Origin of the sequence: Nocardia sp. NPDC060255, from assembly GCF_042727395.1 — a bacterium.
GTDB lineage: Bacteria > Actinomycetota > Actinomycetes > Mycobacteriales > Mycobacteriaceae > Nocardia.
Genome location: NZ_JBHXAU010000004.1, coordinates 38,797 through 53,046 on the forward strand (window position 1 = coordinate 38,797; position 14,250 = coordinate 53,046).

General features: G+C 67.4%; 14 protein-coding genes. 8 read left to right on the forward strand and 6 right to left on the reverse strand.

Annotated elements, in window-relative coordinates:
* Positions 1-5 precede the first annotated feature (5 nt).
* From ACFWF1_RS10505 to ACFWF1_RS10525, 5 genes are all read left to right on the forward strand, one after another.
* Positions 6-1,202, forward strand: coding sequence for a PucR family transcriptional regulator (locus ACFWF1_RS10505; protein WP_379281514.1), 1,197 nt, complete (start codon positions 6-8; stop codon positions 1,200-1,202).
* A gap of 162 nt (positions 1,203-1,364) precedes the next feature.
* Positions 1,365-2,816 (forward strand): dihydrolipoyl dehydrogenase, encoded by a 1,452-nt coding sequence (lpdA, locus tag ACFWF1_RS10510; protein WP_379281515.1) that lies wholly within the window; start codon positions 1,365-1,367, stop codon positions 2,814-2,816.
* A gap of 9 nt (positions 2,817-2,825) precedes the next feature.
* Positions 2,826-3,908, forward strand: coding sequence for a pyruvate dehydrogenase (acetyl-transferring) E1 component subunit alpha (gene pdhA / locus ACFWF1_RS10515; protein ID WP_379281516.1), 1,083 nt, complete (start codon positions 2,826-2,828; stop codon positions 3,906-3,908).
* Between the two features lie 20 nt (positions 3,909-3,928).
* Positions 3,929-4,912 carry an alpha-ketoacid dehydrogenase subunit beta gene (locus ACFWF1_RS10520; protein WP_379281517.1) on the forward strand — a complete coding sequence of 328 codons (984 nt, stop codon included), beginning with the start codon at positions 3,929-3,931 and terminating at the stop codon, positions 4,910-4,912.
* 21 nt (positions 4,913-4,933) lie between these two features.
* On the forward strand, positions 4,934-6,295 hold the full coding sequence (locus tag ACFWF1_RS10525; protein WP_379281518.1) for a dihydrolipoamide acetyltransferase family protein: 1,362 nt from the start codon (positions 4,934-4,936) through the stop codon (positions 6,293-6,295).
* A gap of 9 nt (positions 6,296-6,304) precedes the next feature.
* Here the strand turns inward: ACFWF1_RS10525 and ACFWF1_RS10530 are convergent, their stop codons facing one another.
* Positions 6,305-6,865 (reverse strand): TetR/AcrR family transcriptional regulator, encoded by a 561-nt coding sequence (locus ACFWF1_RS10530; RefSeq protein ID WP_379281519.1) that lies wholly within the window; start codon positions 6,863-6,865, stop codon positions 6,305-6,307.
* A 171-nt stretch (positions 6,866-7,036) separates the two neighbouring features.
* Between ACFWF1_RS10530 and ACFWF1_RS10535 the strand changes: the two genes are divergently transcribed.
* Entirely contained in the window at positions 7,037-7,201 is a 165-nt protein-coding gene (locus tag ACFWF1_RS10535; protein ID WP_379281520.1) for a hypothetical protein, read from the forward strand.
* 47 nt (positions 7,202-7,248) lie between these two features.
* On the opposite strand, the gene ACFWF1_RS10540 is transcribed toward ACFWF1_RS10535, so the two are convergent.
* From ACFWF1_RS10540 to ACFWF1_RS10550, 3 genes are all read right to left on the reverse strand, one after another.
* Positions 7,249-7,839, reverse strand: coding sequence for a TetR/AcrR family transcriptional regulator C-terminal domain-containing protein (locus tag ACFWF1_RS10540; protein ID WP_379281521.1), 591 nt, complete (start codon positions 7,837-7,839; stop codon positions 7,249-7,251).
* A gap of 123 nt (positions 7,840-7,962) precedes the next feature.
* A complete protein-coding gene (locus tag ACFWF1_RS10545; RefSeq protein ID WP_379281522.1) occupies positions 7,963-9,180 on the reverse strand; it encodes an FAD-dependent monooxygenase in 1,218 nt (405 codons plus the stop codon).
* Between the two features lie 81 nt (positions 9,181-9,261).
* The gene (locus tag ACFWF1_RS10550) at positions 9,262-9,828 is read right to left on the reverse strand and encodes a QsdR family transcriptional regulator (RefSeq protein WP_379281787.1); all 567 of its coding nucleotides are present in this window, start codon (positions 9,826-9,828) and stop codon (positions 9,262-9,264) included.
* Between the two features lie 180 nt (positions 9,829-10,008).
* Here ACFWF1_RS10550 and ACFWF1_RS10555 point away from each other — a divergent pair, with 180 nt between their 5' ends.
* Entirely contained in the window at positions 10,009-10,986 is a 978-nt protein-coding gene (locus tag ACFWF1_RS10555; RefSeq protein WP_379281523.1) for a DUF1295 domain-containing protein, read from the forward strand.
* Between the two features lie 38 nt (positions 10,987-11,024).
* Here the strand turns inward: ACFWF1_RS10555 and ACFWF1_RS10560 are convergent, their stop codons facing one another.
* Positions 11,025-11,213, reverse strand: a complete 189-nt coding sequence (locus ACFWF1_RS10560) for a hypothetical protein (RefSeq protein WP_379281524.1) — start codon at positions 11,211-11,213, stop codon at positions 11,025-11,027.
* 61 nt (positions 11,214-11,274) lie between these two features.
* A complete protein-coding gene (locus ACFWF1_RS10565; RefSeq protein ID WP_379281525.1) occupies positions 11,275-12,801 on the reverse strand; it encodes a carboxylesterase/lipase family protein in 1,527 nt (508 codons plus the stop codon).
* A 101-nt stretch (positions 12,802-12,902) separates the two neighbouring features.
* Here ACFWF1_RS10565 and ACFWF1_RS10570 point away from each other — a divergent pair, with 101 nt between their 5' ends.
* The gene (locus ACFWF1_RS10570) at positions 12,903-14,129 is read left to right on the forward strand and encodes an ROK family protein (protein ID WP_379281526.1); all 1,227 of its coding nucleotides are present in this window, start codon (positions 12,903-12,905) and stop codon (positions 14,127-14,129) included.
* Positions 14,130-14,250: the final 121 nt, after the last annotated feature.

Consider the following 14,250-nt stretch of genomic DNA (forward strand, 5'->3'; position numbering starts at 1 on the left):
CCGCTATGGCGGCACCCGAGCACACCGGTCCGACTGCCGGTATTCGGCGGTTGGCCGCCGTGTGCCGGGCGGAGATTCCGCTGCTGACCCGGCGGCTCATCTCGGCGATCTTCACCGATATCCCGGAGTGGACCGACTACTCGCCGGTCAGCCGGGAGGAACTGCGCAACGGGTGCCGCAGCTATCTGACCCGGGTACTGGATCTGCTGGCCGGGGACGTGAGCGTGCCGGATCGCGATGATGTCGCGGCGGCTATCGGCCGCAACCGCGCGGCACAGGGTGTGCCGCTGGAGGTGATGCTGCGGACCTTCCGGCTCGGCGGTCAGATCGTCTGGGAGGCGCTGCTCGACCGGGCCGACGATCTCGCGCCGGGCGAGTTCCGGGAGATCGGCGTGGCCACCTGGTCGGTCATCGACGGCATGTCCTCGGCACTGGTCACCTCCTATCGCAACACCGAATTGGAACAGGTGCGCCGGGACGAGCGGCGCAGGCACGGGCTGATCGAGGATCTGCTGGCCGGCCGCGCGCACGACGCGACCTTCGCGGCACGGGCGGCACGCGAGCTGAATCTGCCCGCGCATGGCGCCTACTTAGTGGTGGCGGTGCGCGGTACCCGTCCGGTGATGCAGCTCGGTACCGAAACAGCGTTGGCGGCCTTGGGGATTCGCTCGGTCTGGCACGACCGGGTGGATTCCACGGTCGGGCTGGTCTCGCTGGAGCAGCGGGACAGTTCCGCTGTGCTGCAACAGATCCGGTCCCGGGTGCTGGGGCAGGCGGCGGCGTCGCCATCGGTACCCGGCCTGGCGCAGATCGATACCGCGCATGCTCTCGCCATGCTCGCGCTGGAGACGTTGCCCACGGCGGCAAAGGGTTTGGTGCTACTGGAGGAGCGCTACCCGGAGGCGCTGCTGCTGCGTTCGCCCGATCTGACCGAGTTGATGGTGGCCCGCACGCTCGGGCCGGTGCTGGCATTACCCGCCAAGGAACGCGACGTGCTGCTGCAGACGCTGGCCGCGTGGCTGGCCGAGAACTGTTCGGCCGCCAACGCCGCGCCGCGGCTGCACTGCCATCGCAACACGGTGATCAATCGGCTGCAGCGGATCTCGACGCTGCTCGGCCGTTCGCTGGAGGGGCAACGCTCCTACCTGGAACTTTCTTTGGCGCTGGCCGCGCTGGAACTCGGTGTGCCCGCATCGGACTGAGCGGATCCGGCCCAGTTCCCATTGGGCGCTGCGCCCATTTTCCCGGCCCCATGTCTGGGCTTTCGACAGATTGTTTGTGCAATTCCGGCCAGCAAGACTCATCAGAACGACCCACGTCACAACCGGGACGGGTCGCAATCGTCGAGATGAGGAGCACCACGAGTGCCGGAATTCGATCTACTGGTGATCGGCGGCGGACCGGGCGGCTATGTGGCCGCCATCCGGGCCGCGCAGCGCGGTCTCCAGGTCGGCTTGGTGGAGAAGGAACGTCCGGGCGGGGTGTGCCTGAACTGGGGCTGCATCCCGACGAAGGCGATGCTGCGTTCCGCGGAGGTCTTCCACACCCTCACCGCCGCAGCCGAATTCGGTGTCTACGCAGACAATGTGCGCTACGACTTCGCCGCGGTGCGGCAGCGTAAGGACGGCATCGTCAAGGAGCTCACCGACGGTGTGGCGGGCCTGTTGAAGGCCAACGGGGTGACGGTGCTCGAGGGGCACGCCCGGTTCACCGGGCCGACCACGGTCGAGGTGCACGAGACCGGCGCGTCGCCGATCTTCGAGGGCGGCCCACGCTATGCCGCCGCGCCGGGTGCCGCGGTGCGCCAGGTGAGCGCGCGGGACGTGATCGTCGCGACCGGTTCGGTGCCCGCGCGGCTGCCGATTCCGGGCGCGGATCTGCCCGGTGTGGTCACCTCGGATGGCGCGTTCGGGCTGACCGAGGTGCCGAAGCGGCTGGTGGTCATCGGCGGCAGCGCGGTCGGGGCGGAATGGGCCAGCCTGTTCGCCACGTTCGGCAGCCAGGTCACCGTCGTGGAGATGCAGGACAGCCTGGTTCCGTTGGAGGACAAAGAGATCGGCGCGGCGCTGGGGCGGTCCTTCCGCAAGCGCGGCATCGAGGTAATGACCGGGGCCACCGTCACCGCCATCGCGCAGGGTGACGGGCTGCGGGTATCGGTGGGTGGTCCCAAGGAGCGGGAGCTCGACGCCGACGTGGTGCTGGTCGGCGTCGGCCGACGGCCCAACACCGCCGACCTCGGCCTCGACGTCGCCGGAATCGGCACGGACACTCGCGGTTTCATCGAGGTCGACGACCAGCTGCGGACCGGGGTCGAGCACGTGTACGCCATCGGTGACGTGACCGGGCGGGCGCTGCTCGCGCACGTCGCCTCGCACCAGGGCATCACCGCGGCCGACGTGATCGCCGGACACGACGCGCACATCGACTACGCGGTGATCCCGGCCGCCACCTTCACCCACCCGGAGATCGCGAGTGTCGGCCTGACCGAAGAGGCCGCCCGCGCGGCCGGGCACGAGGTGATCACCGCCAAGTTCCCGTTCGCGGCGCTGGGACGGGCCAAAACGTTCGGCGAGACCGAGGGCATCATGAAGATCGTTGCCGGGCAACAGCATCGAGAGGTGCTCGGCGTGCACATCATCGGCCCGTCGGCCAGCGATCTGATCACCGAAGGCGCGCTGGCGATCTCGCTGGAGGCGACGCTCGACGAGCTGGCCGACACCATTCACGCCCACCCCACCCTCGGCGAGATCGGCATGGAGACGGCGCTGGCCGGGCTCGGACTGCCGGTGCACATCGCGCCGCGCAAGAAGCGTTGAGGATCCGCTATGACAACGACCACCGCACCGCGCAAGAGCACCCGTAAGCCCGCCCGGCCTGTCGCCGAATCAGCCTTCGCCGCAGCGGATCCCGACACGCTGCGCGGTCTCTTCCACGACATGCTGTTCGTCCGCCGGTTCGAGGAGCGCACCGCGCAGAGCTACCAGCAGGCCAAGATCGGCGGCTACTGCCACCTGAACCTCGGTGAGGAAGCCACCGTCGTCGGTCTCGGCGCGGCCATGCGCCCCACCGACTACCTGTTCACCAACTACCGCGAACACGGTTACGCGCTGGCCAAGGGCATCGAACCGGGCCGGGTGATGGCCGAGCTCTACGGCCGCTCCACCGGCACCTCGAAGGGCTGGGGCGGGTCGATGCACATGTACGACACCGCGACCCGGCTGCTCGGCGGTTACGCCATTGTGGGCGGCCAGGTTCCGCTCGCCGTCGGCGCCGCGCTGGCCATCGACTATCGCGGCGGCGACGAGGTGGTGGTGTGCCAGATGGGGGAGGGCACCACGAACATCGGCGCGTTCCACGAGTCGCTCAATATCGCGGCGCTGTGGCGGCTGCCGGTGGTGTTCCTGGTGATCAACAACCAGACCGGCATGGGCACCACGGTCGAGAAGTCCTCGGCCGAACCGGATCTGTGGAAGCGCGCCGCCGCCTACCGGATGCGCGGTGAGCGAGTGGACGGCACCGATGTGCTCGCGGTGCGCGATATGGCGAGCGAGCTCATCGAAGCCGCGCGCCGCGAAGGGAAACCGGCGCTGCTGGAGGCGGTGAGCTATCGGCTCAAAGGGCATTCGGTGGTGGACCCGGCCAAGTACCGCAGCAACGATGCGGTGTCCACGGCGCGGGAACACGATCCGATTGTGCTGTGGCAGAACCGATTGCTGGACGCCGGGGTACTGACCGAAGAGTCGGTCGCCGACATCGAGCGCGAGGTGGCCGAAAGTGTCGCCGCCGCCGTCGAATTCGCTGATTCGAGCCCGCATCCGGACCCGTCGAGCCTGTTCGACTACAACTACGCCACCCCGGTGCCCGGCGATTCCCGCCGCCTGCCCGCCGACCCGCTCTTCACCGCCTGAGGACCACAACTGTGCCTGTCATGACCTATCGCGAAGCGCTGCGCGAAACCCTGCGCGAGGAGATGCGGCGCGACGACGACGTCTTCCTGATCGGGGAAGAGATCGGCGTCTTCGAAGGCTCCTACAAGATCACCGCGGGCCTGCTCGCCGAATTCGGCGAGAAGCGGGTGCGCGACACCCCGATTGCCGAGGAGGGTTTCGTCGGCGCGGCCATCGGTGCCGCCATGCTCGGCCTGCGGCCGGTCGTGGAGATCATGACGATCAACTTCTCGCTGCTGGCGCTGGACCAGATTGTCAATCACGCCGCCAAGATCTACGGCATGTTCGGCGGGCAGACCTGCGTGCCCATGGTCATCCGGATGCCCGGCGGTGGCGGCCAGCAGCTCGGTGCCACGCATTCGCAGAACATCGAGTTGTACTACGCGTTCGTGCCCGGTTTGAAGGTGGTGGCGCCGAGTACACCCGCCGATGCGCGGGCGTTGCTGAAGGCCGCGATCGAGGACGACGATCCGGTGGTGTTCCTGGAGAATCTCTCCCTCTACAACACCAAGGGGGAAGTGCCCGAGGATCTTCCGCCCGCCGAGATCGGCAAGGCGGCGGTCACCCGGGAGGGGACCGACATCACGTTGATCAGTTACTCGCGCATGGCCACTGTCGCCACGCAGGTGGCCGAACGTCTTGCTGGCGAGGGCATTTCGGCCGAGGTGATCGATCTGCGCAGCCTGCGGCCGCTGGATCGCGACACCATCGTGGCGTCCGTCCGCAAGACCGGGTGTGCGGTGATCGGCGAGGACGATTGGCTCACCTACGGTATCGGTGCGGAGGTCGCGGCCTCCATCTCCGACGGGGCGTTCGACTACCTCGACGCGCCGGTTCGCCGCGTCGCCATGGCGGAGGTTCCGCTGCCGTACGCCAAGCCGCTGGAGCGGCTCGCGCTGCCGTCCGCCGATTCGCTCTACACCGCCGCGGTGGAAACCCTTGCGGCCGTGGGCCGTCGGCGCTGAGAACCGGGAACTGAGGACACAATGCCTGAAATCACTATGCCCCGGCTCTCCGACACTATGGAGGACGGGGTCGTCTCGGCCTGGCTGAAGCAGGTCGGCGACCAGATCACCCGCGGCGAGGTTGTCGCCGAGATCGAGACCGACAAGGCGCTGATGGAGCTCGAAGCGTACGAGGACGGGGTGCTCGAGCAGATTCTCGCGCAGCCGGGTACGCGCATTCCGATCGGTGAAGCGATCGCGATTGTCGGCGACGGTAGTGGGGCAAGCGCGGCTAGTGCTGTGCCGCAAACTAGTACGGTCAGTCCCGATTCGCTTGCCGCTGAGGTGGTGCAACCCGCAACCGCGGCGTCGGGAGCACCTGAGGTGCAACCTGATTCGGTGCAGGCGGACTCGGACCTGCAGCCGGGCGAGCGGAAGAAGTTATCGCCGCTTGCGCGCAAGATCGCGCGCGAGTTGGGTGTCGATCTCGTTGCGGTTGTCGGCACCGGTCCGGGTGGCCGTATCACGCGGCAGGACGTCGAGGCGGCTCATCGCAACGGCGGCGCGGCACCCGCGGCCTCGGGATCCGGGTCCGCCGCGCTGGTTGATCCGACGCCTGCGGCCCCGACCTCCTCGACCCCGGCGCCCGGGACCCCCGCTGGCTCCGTCTCGACCGTGAGTGCCCCGGCTGCCCAAGGCAGTTCGGCGTCCGGCGACTACGAAGAGATCCCGCTCACGAACATCCAGCGCGTCTCCGCGACCCGCCTCACCGAGAGCAAGCAGCAGGCCCCGCACATCTACCTGACCAGTGCGATCGACGTAACCGACCTGCTCGCCTTCCGGGCGCAGATCAACGAAACGCTGGCGGCGGCAGGCACGGGCAAGGTCAGCGTGAACGACCTGCTCGTCAAAGCGGTCGCCACCACCCTGCGCAAGGATCCCTCGGTCAACGTCAGCTTCGCCGGCGACAAGCTGCTGCGTCACAACGGAATCCACCTCGGCATCGCGGTCGCGACCCCGGCCGGTCTGCTCGTCCCGGTGATCCGTGACGCCGACCGCAAGAGCGTCTCCGAGATCGCGGCCGACAGCCGGGACAAGGCGACACGCGCCCGCGACCGCAAACTCCGCGCCGAGGAGATGTCCGGCGGCACCTTCACCCTCTCCAACCTCGGCATGTTCGGCATCGAGCACTTCACCGCCGTCATCAACCCACCCGAGTCCGCGATCCTCGCCGTCGGCGCCGCCACCGACGAACTGCGTCTCGACGACGGCACCGTGGTCACCCGCAAGATCCTGCGCGTCACCCTGTCCGCAGACCATCGCGCCATCGATGGCGCGGTCGCCGCCCAGTTCCTCGCACACCTGAAGGAGCTGCTCGAACACCCGCTGCGCATCGTTACCTAACGGGCGGGTTCACGGGTCTCGGCGGATGCCGCGCAGGTAGATGGTGACCAGGCGGCGGCAGGTGGCGTCCCATTCCGGGTCGGTGGGGCGGGGTTGGGCGACCAAGGCGCCGAACGCGATGATGTCGTCGTGGGTGGTGTCCGGGCGCAGTGTCCCATCGTCGACGCCTTGGTCGATGATCCGTTGCACGTGCTGGTGGATCTGTTCGCGCAGGGCGGCGGTCTCGGGGGCGGTGACCGGTGGTCCGCCCTGCAGGGGCAGGACCAGTTCGTTGCGTTGGCGGATGGCGGCGTCGATGAAGAGCTCGAGGCGATCGGCCGGAGTCGTGCCTTCGCGTTCCGCCGCTTCGGTATTGGCGAGCACCTGCTCGAAGGAACGGTGGGTCAGGTGGCTCAGTAAATCTTCGCGGGTGGGGAAATGCCGGTAGAGGGTGCCGATTCCGACGCCGGCATCGGCGGCGATGGTCGCCATCGGCACGCGCAGACCTTCGCGATGAAACGCGCTGATCGCGGCGCGGACCAGTTCTTGTTGGTTGTGTAGCGCGTCACGGCGCAAGTCGCGAGCGTTCATCCTGCTATTGAACCCGCTCGAGCAATCCGATGGTCCGCTATGCGAGGGGTACGAGGCGTTGGGTGAGAAGGCGGACGGATTCGGCGATGCGCGGGTCGGTTGCGGGGCGGTATGGGGTGGCCGGACGGGCTTCGGGGCCGATGACCACGCCGGTCTGTCCGGTGAGGGACGGTGCGCGCTCGCGAACAGGGGCGGATCCGTCCTGGTGTCGATGCTGACGACTTTCGGCGCCTGGTGTGCGGTGTCATCTACGCCGCCCGGCTCGGCGACGACGACCCAGGTCCGCGCGCCGACAGCTACTTGGCGATCACCCTCGCTGGTCTACGAACGGACTGAAATCCGGGGTCGCCCGAAAGTGGTTGTTTCTGAACGGGATAGCTTGATCAGGCGATGTTCAGCAGACGAGCGATCCCGAAGTCGAAACGGGCGTCGAACGAGTCGTCGACCATCAGCCCGAGTCCGACCTTCGCCAGCGCCGGATGTGCGCCGGTTTCGAGTAGTTCGGCGAACTGGGCGCGTGGATTCTCGTTCGGGGTCTGCTGTTCCTGGGTCGAGCCGAGGGCGAGGTAGACGATGGACCAGCACAGCCGTGCGGCGTCGGCTTCGGCATAGCCGGCTTCCAGCAGGCCGCCGACCATGACTTCGGCGACGTCGAAGGTACTGCCGGTGGCGGTGTGTGTGCCCGCGACCAGCCGGCCGCCGTCGCGGTGGGCCAGCATCGCGGCCCGGTATCGGGTGGCGACGACGCGCACCCGCTCGATCGGATCGGTGGGCACGTCGGCGATGTCGACCGAGCCGATGATCGCGTCCGCCATGGTGTCGATCAACGCCTGCTTCGACTTGACCTGCCAGCTCACCGAATTGAGGTGGGCGCCGAGCCGCCGCGCCACTCCGCGCAGCGAAAGTCCTTCGAGGCCTTCATCTTCCAGCGTCGCGAAGGCGGCGTCGATGACGTCGTGCTGGGTCCAGCGCATCAGGTGTCGGTCCCTTCTCGAAGGATGGCGCTCAGCGCGGGGTAGCGGAGCCGTCCGCCACCCCCACGCTTGGTCATCGTACAAGTCGGGCGGGTGCTGTTGCTCCCCTAACGTTTCGGGGTTTCAGTGTTGGCGGGAGACTTCGAAACGGGTGTAGTCGGGGAGCGTGAAGCCGTTGGACATCCGAACCTGGTCGCGCATCAGGAGCGCGGTGTTGGGCAGGTGTTCCTGCAGTTGCACTGCGCGGCGGCGGAATTCGATGCCGAGCGCGGTCTTCGGGGTCATGGTTCTGCCGTTGCCCTGGCCGAAGCGCTGGACCCGGTTGATCCATGGGCGCAGTTTCTGCTCGTAAGCCCGCATGCCCGCTGCGGTGTCGCCGTCGGCGCGGGCCAGTTCCCCGGCGAGCACGTAGGCGCCTACGAGTGCGATGGTGGTGCCGTGGCCCGACAACGGTGAGGCGCAGAATGCGGCGTCGCCGAGCAACCCGACCCGCCCGCTCGACCAGCGTGGCAGGATCACCTGACTGCAGGAGTCGAAATAGAAGTCAGGCGCCTGGTCGATCTGGCTGATCAGAGTCTTTGCCTGCCAGCCCATTCCGGCCGCGTGGGAGCGGACGACTGCGGCGAGTGCATCCAGATCCCGGTAGTCGTAGTCGAATTCGGCGGAGCGGAACGCCAGGACCGCCATCGCCGCCGTGTTGTCGCGGATCGCGCGGGTGGCGAGGGTGCGACCCGGTTCGGAATACAGCTCGGTCCAGTTGTTCAGGCCCGCAGTGTTTTCGACGGTCCAGAAGGACAGGTAATGGCCCAGATGGCGTAGTCGCGTGCTCTTCGGCCCGAACAGCAGGTCGCGCAGGTTCGAGTGCAGGCCGTCCGCGCCGATGACCGCATCGAAGACCCGGGCCGGACCGGTGTCGAATGTGACGTGCACGCCGTCCTGGCGTTCGTCCAATGCCGTGATGCGATCGCCGAAGAGGTATTCGGCGGTGTCGCAGGAGGCGTCGTAGAAGATCCGCGACAAGGCCCCGCGCAGGATCTCGATCTCGCCGACCGGTCCGTCGCCGCCGAAACTCTCCGTGCGCATCGTCGCCTGGCGTCGACCGTAGGTGTCCACGAGCGACAAGCCGTCGGCGGCGGTCCGGGCGGCGCGAACGGTCTCGGCGAGACCTGCTCGATCGAGCACCCCGCGACCGGTTCCACGGATATCGATCAGCTGGCCGCCGGTCCGCAGCGACGGCGCGGTTTCCACGACGGTCACGTCGGCGCCGTAACGCGTCAGCCAGTGGGCTAGGGCGGGCCCGGCGATCCCGGCGCCGGAGATCAATACCTTCGCGTGCAGCATGGCAACTCCTCGACGATTCTTGTTCAGTGACCAAATCCTGTTTTCAGTAAACTTGGTCAGTGAACAAGTGTCAAGGAAACGCTAGGCGACCGGGTAGGTGAGGAGTCGGCGGATGATCACCGTGGCGGCGTCGATATCGGGCGGGTCGCCGGTGATGAGTTCGCGGTAGTAGAAGGACTCGCCGAGCCGGGTGATCGCGTAGGCCAGGGTGGTGGCGTCGATGTCGGGTGGTTCGCCGATCTCCCGGCGGATGGTGGCGGCGATGCCGGCGATGAACCGCTGCTGGATGACGCCGTGCTGGGAGGTCATCACCCGCAGGGCGGTGTCGGTGTGCTGGGCGACGAAGGTGCGCATGCCGTGATGTGCGGCACTGGTGTGCAGCAGGTTGCCGATCATTTCGACGACTCCGTCCACGCCGCGGCCCCGGAATTTCGGTCGCAACGTCGCGATGTTCGGTGCCGCCAAGGCCCAGACGACTTCGCCGAGGATGCGGTCGCGGTCGCCGTATCGGCGATACAGCGTGGCCCGGCCGATGCCCGCTGCCTTGGCCAGGAAGCGCAGGTCGATCCAGCCGTCACGTTCGAACATCGCGATCGCGACCGTGAGCAGCGGATCGTCCGGTGCGAAGGGGGCTGGCTGCTGAGACATCACGTAGGCAGTGTCTCATAGAAGTTTGGCGAAGGGATAGCGGACGGCTACCTGGGCTGCGCCTATCCCCAGTGACTAGTTATACACCCGCCTTGCGAGCGGGACACCAAGCATCTAGTGTCTCACTCATCAGAGACACGTAACTATAGGTGTCTCATCCATGGAAGGAAGGGGAAGCCGATGTCGGTGACCCAAGCGCGAATCGCGCATTACCTTGCTGCCGCGGGCGTATTCACTGCCTTGGCGTGGCAGTCGGATCTGCGGGCGTTCGCGGTGACCAATCTGGTGGCGCAACTGGTGATCTTTGTGGCGATGGCGTGTGTGCCCGCCTATCGCACCGGATTCATGACCTATGTCGATCTGGCCTGGCCGTGGGGTCTGGCGGCACTCGGCGCGTTGACGCTCGTGTTCGGTGACATCAGTTCCCCGCTGACGGTGGCCGTCGCGGTGATCTATCTGGCCATGGGCGGCCGGATGGGCATCTGGGCCGTGCGGCTGATCGGTACCGGCGGACTGACCGAGGAGATGCCGCGCTATCGCTATCAGCGAAGGCGTTGGGCGCGAGCGGGTTTGCGCAGCGAACGACTGTCGATACTGGTCGAGATCATGTTGCAGGGCATCGCCAACATGGGCATCCTCGCGATTCCGGCGCTGCTCGCCGCCGCGAGTTCGCGTTCCCTCGGTCCGGTGGAGATCATCGCGCTGGTCGTGTGGGGACTGTTCTACGGATTGGAATCACTGGCGGATTGGCAGAAGGCTCGCTTCGGCGCGCTGAGTAAAAGGCAGGGGATCCGGCGCAGCTGTGATGTCGGGCTGTGGCGATTCAGTCGGCACCCCAACTACTTCGGTCAGTGGATGCAGTGGAACGCGCTGATCCTGCTGGTGTTGCCGACGCTGCTGGACCGACGTTCCGACACCTCGATCGTGGTGTGGGTCGTCACGCTGGTCGGCTTGTTCGGCATCTCCAAAGCGCTCTACAACACGCTGGTCTACTACACCGGTGCTGTTCCCGCGGAGTACTACAGCCTGAAGTCGCGGCCCGACTACGCCGGTTACCAAGCCGTCACCAGCCGATTCTTCCCGGCGCCTCGTCGTCGGCACGCAGCAACCGAACTGGTCGAACGAGCCGACGACGAAGCCGGGCAACCGCTGCACTGATCACCGATTGCGTTGTGCCGCGTTGGAATTGCGTTGGCTTACCGGCGGGTGCGGCGGCGGAAATTGAACGAGCGGCTTCCGGTGCCGACACCAGCCAGGTGCAGGGCAACGAGCAGTAGCCCCAGGGTGGTGAGGGTGCCCGCGGTGACGCTGTCGCCGAGGGTGGTTTTGGTCAGATCGAAAAGCAGAGCGAGCGCGAACGAGACGGCGGCAGCTATCGCCAACATGGTGAAACCTCCTGATAGTGACCCGGAGGTACCCCGTTGTCGCGAAAGCAACCGCGTCTCATCAAGTCCAGATTTGGCGTTGCTGGGCGAACGGGTCCGATTCGAGATGACTGTGGTCGGACCAGATCATCGCCTGCCGCTTGTCCAGCGTGTAGCGGGGCCAATTCGCTCCGGGGGCAGTGTCTTTGATGAAGCCGACCCAGGCCGCGTGCATGGCGTCGGCCAGCGCTTGGGGCGGCGCGGCACCTTCGGCCTCGGTGACGCCGGGCGCACGCAGCAGGTCGAAGGCGAACGGTAGGTCGAGGCAGTGCGCGGCCATTCCGTTGAACAGGGGAGCCGTTGAGGTCCAGACGAATTCGTAGAGCCAGGTGGGCTGGTTCAGCCGGGCGCGCGCCTCGGCGACCTGGTAGGAGGGGCCGCGAATGATGGTGTCGCTGATCGCCTGTCCGGCGAGTTCGGTGGCGTCCGCGCCGGGATAGGCGGCGCGGTAGGCGTCCAGGTCGACGCCGTTCCCGGCTTGCGCGATCGGGCTGGCGGCCGCCGCGGCCGGGTTCTGTGCCAGCATCGTTGCCGCCATGTTGAACTCGTGCCGGGTGAAACCGAGCATCAGCGGAATATCGCCGCCTGCATTGTTTTTCAGCATTGCTGGCGTCGCTTCGGGGATCAGCGTGCCGTCGGCGAACGGTGCCAGGCCGAGCATCGGCACGGTCTCGCTGCCCGGCCCGGGGGCTTGGAGCTTGTCTTGCATATCGAGCACGGTGTTCTCGGGCAGGGCGCGCAGTGCGGCGGCGGTCGCGGGCACACCGGTGCGCCGGGTGAACAGGTCGGCCACGGCGAGCCCGGCGGCACGGTCGTTCGGCTGAGTTACCGCGCCCGAGACGCAGATTCCGGCGCGGAACAGCCCGCGCGCGGAGGGTGTGGCCATCAGTGCCCAGACCGCGCCGCCGCCCGCGGACTGACCGGCGACGGTGACCTTGGCGGGATCGCCACCGAACGACGCGATGTTGTCGCGGACCCACTGCAAGGCGGCGATCCAATCGAGCACGGCCCGGTTGTCCGGAGCGCCTTCCAGGTGCAGGAAGCCATCGATGCCGAGCCGGTAGCCGACCGAAACCAGCACTACGCCATCACGATTGAACGCCGTGCCGTCATACCAGGGGCTGGCCGGACTGCCCGCGACGAACCCGCCACCGTGGATCCACACCAGCACCGGCAGGCCGCGCGCGGACGGGTCGGGGGTGAAGACGTTCACGCTGAGGATGGCGTCGCCGGGGATGCTCGGCTCCGGGATGGTCGTCACCTCGCCCATCGGCTTGCGCTGTGCGGTGGGCCCGTACGCGGTGCAGTCCAGGGTTTCGGTCCACGGCGTGGGCGGTGCCGGTGCGGCGAATCGCAGCTCGCCGACCGGTGGGCGGGCGAACGGTACGCCGAGGAAGGCGATGCCGGTGTCGCGGCGTGTGCCACGGACCGGACCGTAGGTCGTTCGGACGACGTCCGAGCTGGATCGCTCGGACGAGCAGGCGGCCGCCACCGCGAGGGCACCCGCTCCGAGCAGGACCATTCGGCGTTTGATGTGCGTATTCGGCATCGCGACCTCGATTCGATTCGTGCGATCACCGGTATGTTCGCGATGCGGGCCGGAATAAGTCAATGGTTGAAAAAATTCTTGACCTGCATAGTCTCGATGGTATGGCGATACAGGAGGCACACGATTCGGTGGCTGTGCGGCGACGCAACCTGGGTCTGGTGCTGCGGCACGTGGCCGAACACGGCCCCTGCGCGCGCACCGAGATCGCCGCGGCGACCGGACTGTCGCATGCTTCGGTCACCACGATGGTCGCCGACCTCACGGCTCGCGGACTGGTCTCCGAGGACGGCGTGCTGAATCGCGGCGGGCGGGGGCGGCCGCGGCGGCTGCTCCGAATGATCCCGCGGCGCGCGTCGACCATCGGGGTGCAGATCAGTTCCGAACAGCTGCGGGTCGCTGTCGCCGATCTCGCGGGCACGATCGTATGGCGAGACGCCACACCGCATTACGGCGCTACCGGAGTGCCCGCCTCGATGGCGGACGCGATCGCCGCTGCGGTGCGGCGAGCGGTAGACGCGGCACCACCCGATGCGGAGTTGGTGCGCGTCGCGGTCGCGATGGCGGGACCGGTCGGCGACGACGAGGCCCAAACCGTGCTCGCCGCACCGGATTTCGGCTGGCTGCGACCGGTTCGGTTGCGTGCGCTGATCGCGGCCAGGCTTCCGGAGGTGACCTGTCCGATCGACGTGATCAACGACGCGAACGCCGCCACCCTGGCCGAATACCACGCGCACCCGCGACGCCCGCGTGGTGTGGTCTACATCGCCGCGGGCACCGGCATCGGTGGCGGGGTGGTGCTCGACGGGCATATTCACACCGGCAGCCACGGCATTGCCGGTGAGCCGGGCCACATGCCGGTCGCCATCGATGGCCCACCCTGTGTATGCGGGGCGCACGGCTGTTTGGTCTGCTACGCGGGGCCAGAGGCGGTACTCACCGCCGCCGGTCACGGTGATGTGCTGCGCCGCAACGGACTCGGGCCCGCCTCCGACCTGCTCGTCGAGGCCCTCGAACGCCGCGACACGCAAGCGCTCGCGGCAGTCGACATCGCCGGACGGGCATTGGGCACCGCGATACTCTCGATCACCTCGCTGCTCGATCTCGACGAAGTGATCCTGGGAGGCGCACTGGCGCAATGGTTTCCGTGGCTCGATCCGGTGATCCGACACCAGTTCGCCGGCCGCCGCGCACTGGTGCCCACGGCGGAACCGGACGTCACCCGCGCTCTCCTCGGCGCGGACGCAGCTTTGCTTGGCGTCATCGAATTCGCCCGCCGCGCAGCACTTTCCGACCCCGCCACCGTTCCCCGCCGACACTCGACGCCCTGAGGGCCGCAACACCCTCAAAGAATCGAGTCGAGGGAAAATGTGGTTTGTTGGTGTTAAAAAAAGACCAAATGTCACGACTCAACACCCGTGGGGGGGTAAGGGGCCGGCAGGGCGGGGGAGT

Excerpts from the sequence above, each read along its gene's own strand:
- ACFWF1_RS10505 (WP_379281514.1), top strand. The coding sequence starts at position 6 with ATGGCGGCACCCGAGCACACCGGTCCGACTGCCGGTATTCGGCGGTTG.
- pdhA (WP_379281516.1), top strand. The coding sequence starts at position 2,826 with ATGACAACGACCACCGCACCGCGCAAGAGCACCCGTAAGCCCGCCCGG.
- ACFWF1_RS10520 (WP_379281517.1), top strand. The coding sequence starts at position 3,929 with ATGACCTATCGCGAAGCGCTGCGCGAAACCCTGCGCGAGGAGATGCGG.
- ACFWF1_RS10525 (WP_379281518.1), top strand. The coding sequence starts at position 4,934 with ATGCCTGAAATCACTATGCCCCGGCTCTCCGACACTATGGAGGACGGG.
- ACFWF1_RS10530 (WP_379281519.1), bottom strand. The coding sequence starts at position 6,865 with ATGAACGCTCGCGACTTGCGCCGTGACGCGCTACACAACCAACAAGAA.
- ACFWF1_RS10540 (WP_379281521.1), bottom strand. The coding sequence starts at position 7,839 with ATGCGCTGGACCCAGCACGACGTCATCGACGCCGCCTTCGCGACGCTG.
- ACFWF1_RS10545 (WP_379281522.1), bottom strand. The coding sequence starts at position 9,180 with ATGCTGCACGCGAAGGTATTGATCTCCGGCGCCGGGATCGCCGGGCCC.
- ACFWF1_RS10550 (WP_379281787.1), bottom strand. The coding sequence starts at position 9,828 with ATGTCTCAGCAGCCAGCCCCCTTCGCACCGGACGATCCGCTGCTCACG.
- ACFWF1_RS10555 (WP_379281523.1), top strand. The coding sequence starts at position 10,009 with ATGTCGGTGACCCAAGCGCGAATCGCGCATTACCTTGCTGCCGCGGGC.
- ACFWF1_RS10560 (WP_379281524.1), bottom strand. The coding sequence starts at position 11,213 with ATGTTGGCGATAGCTGCCGCCGTCTCGTTCGCGCTCGCTCTGCTTTTC.
- ACFWF1_RS10565 (WP_379281525.1), bottom strand. The coding sequence starts at position 12,801 with ATGCCGAATACGCACATCAAACGCCGAATGGTCCTGCTCGGAGCGGGT.
- ACFWF1_RS10570 (WP_379281526.1), top strand. The coding sequence starts at position 12,903 with ATGGCGATACAGGAGGCACACGATTCGGTGGCTGTGCGGCGACGCAAC.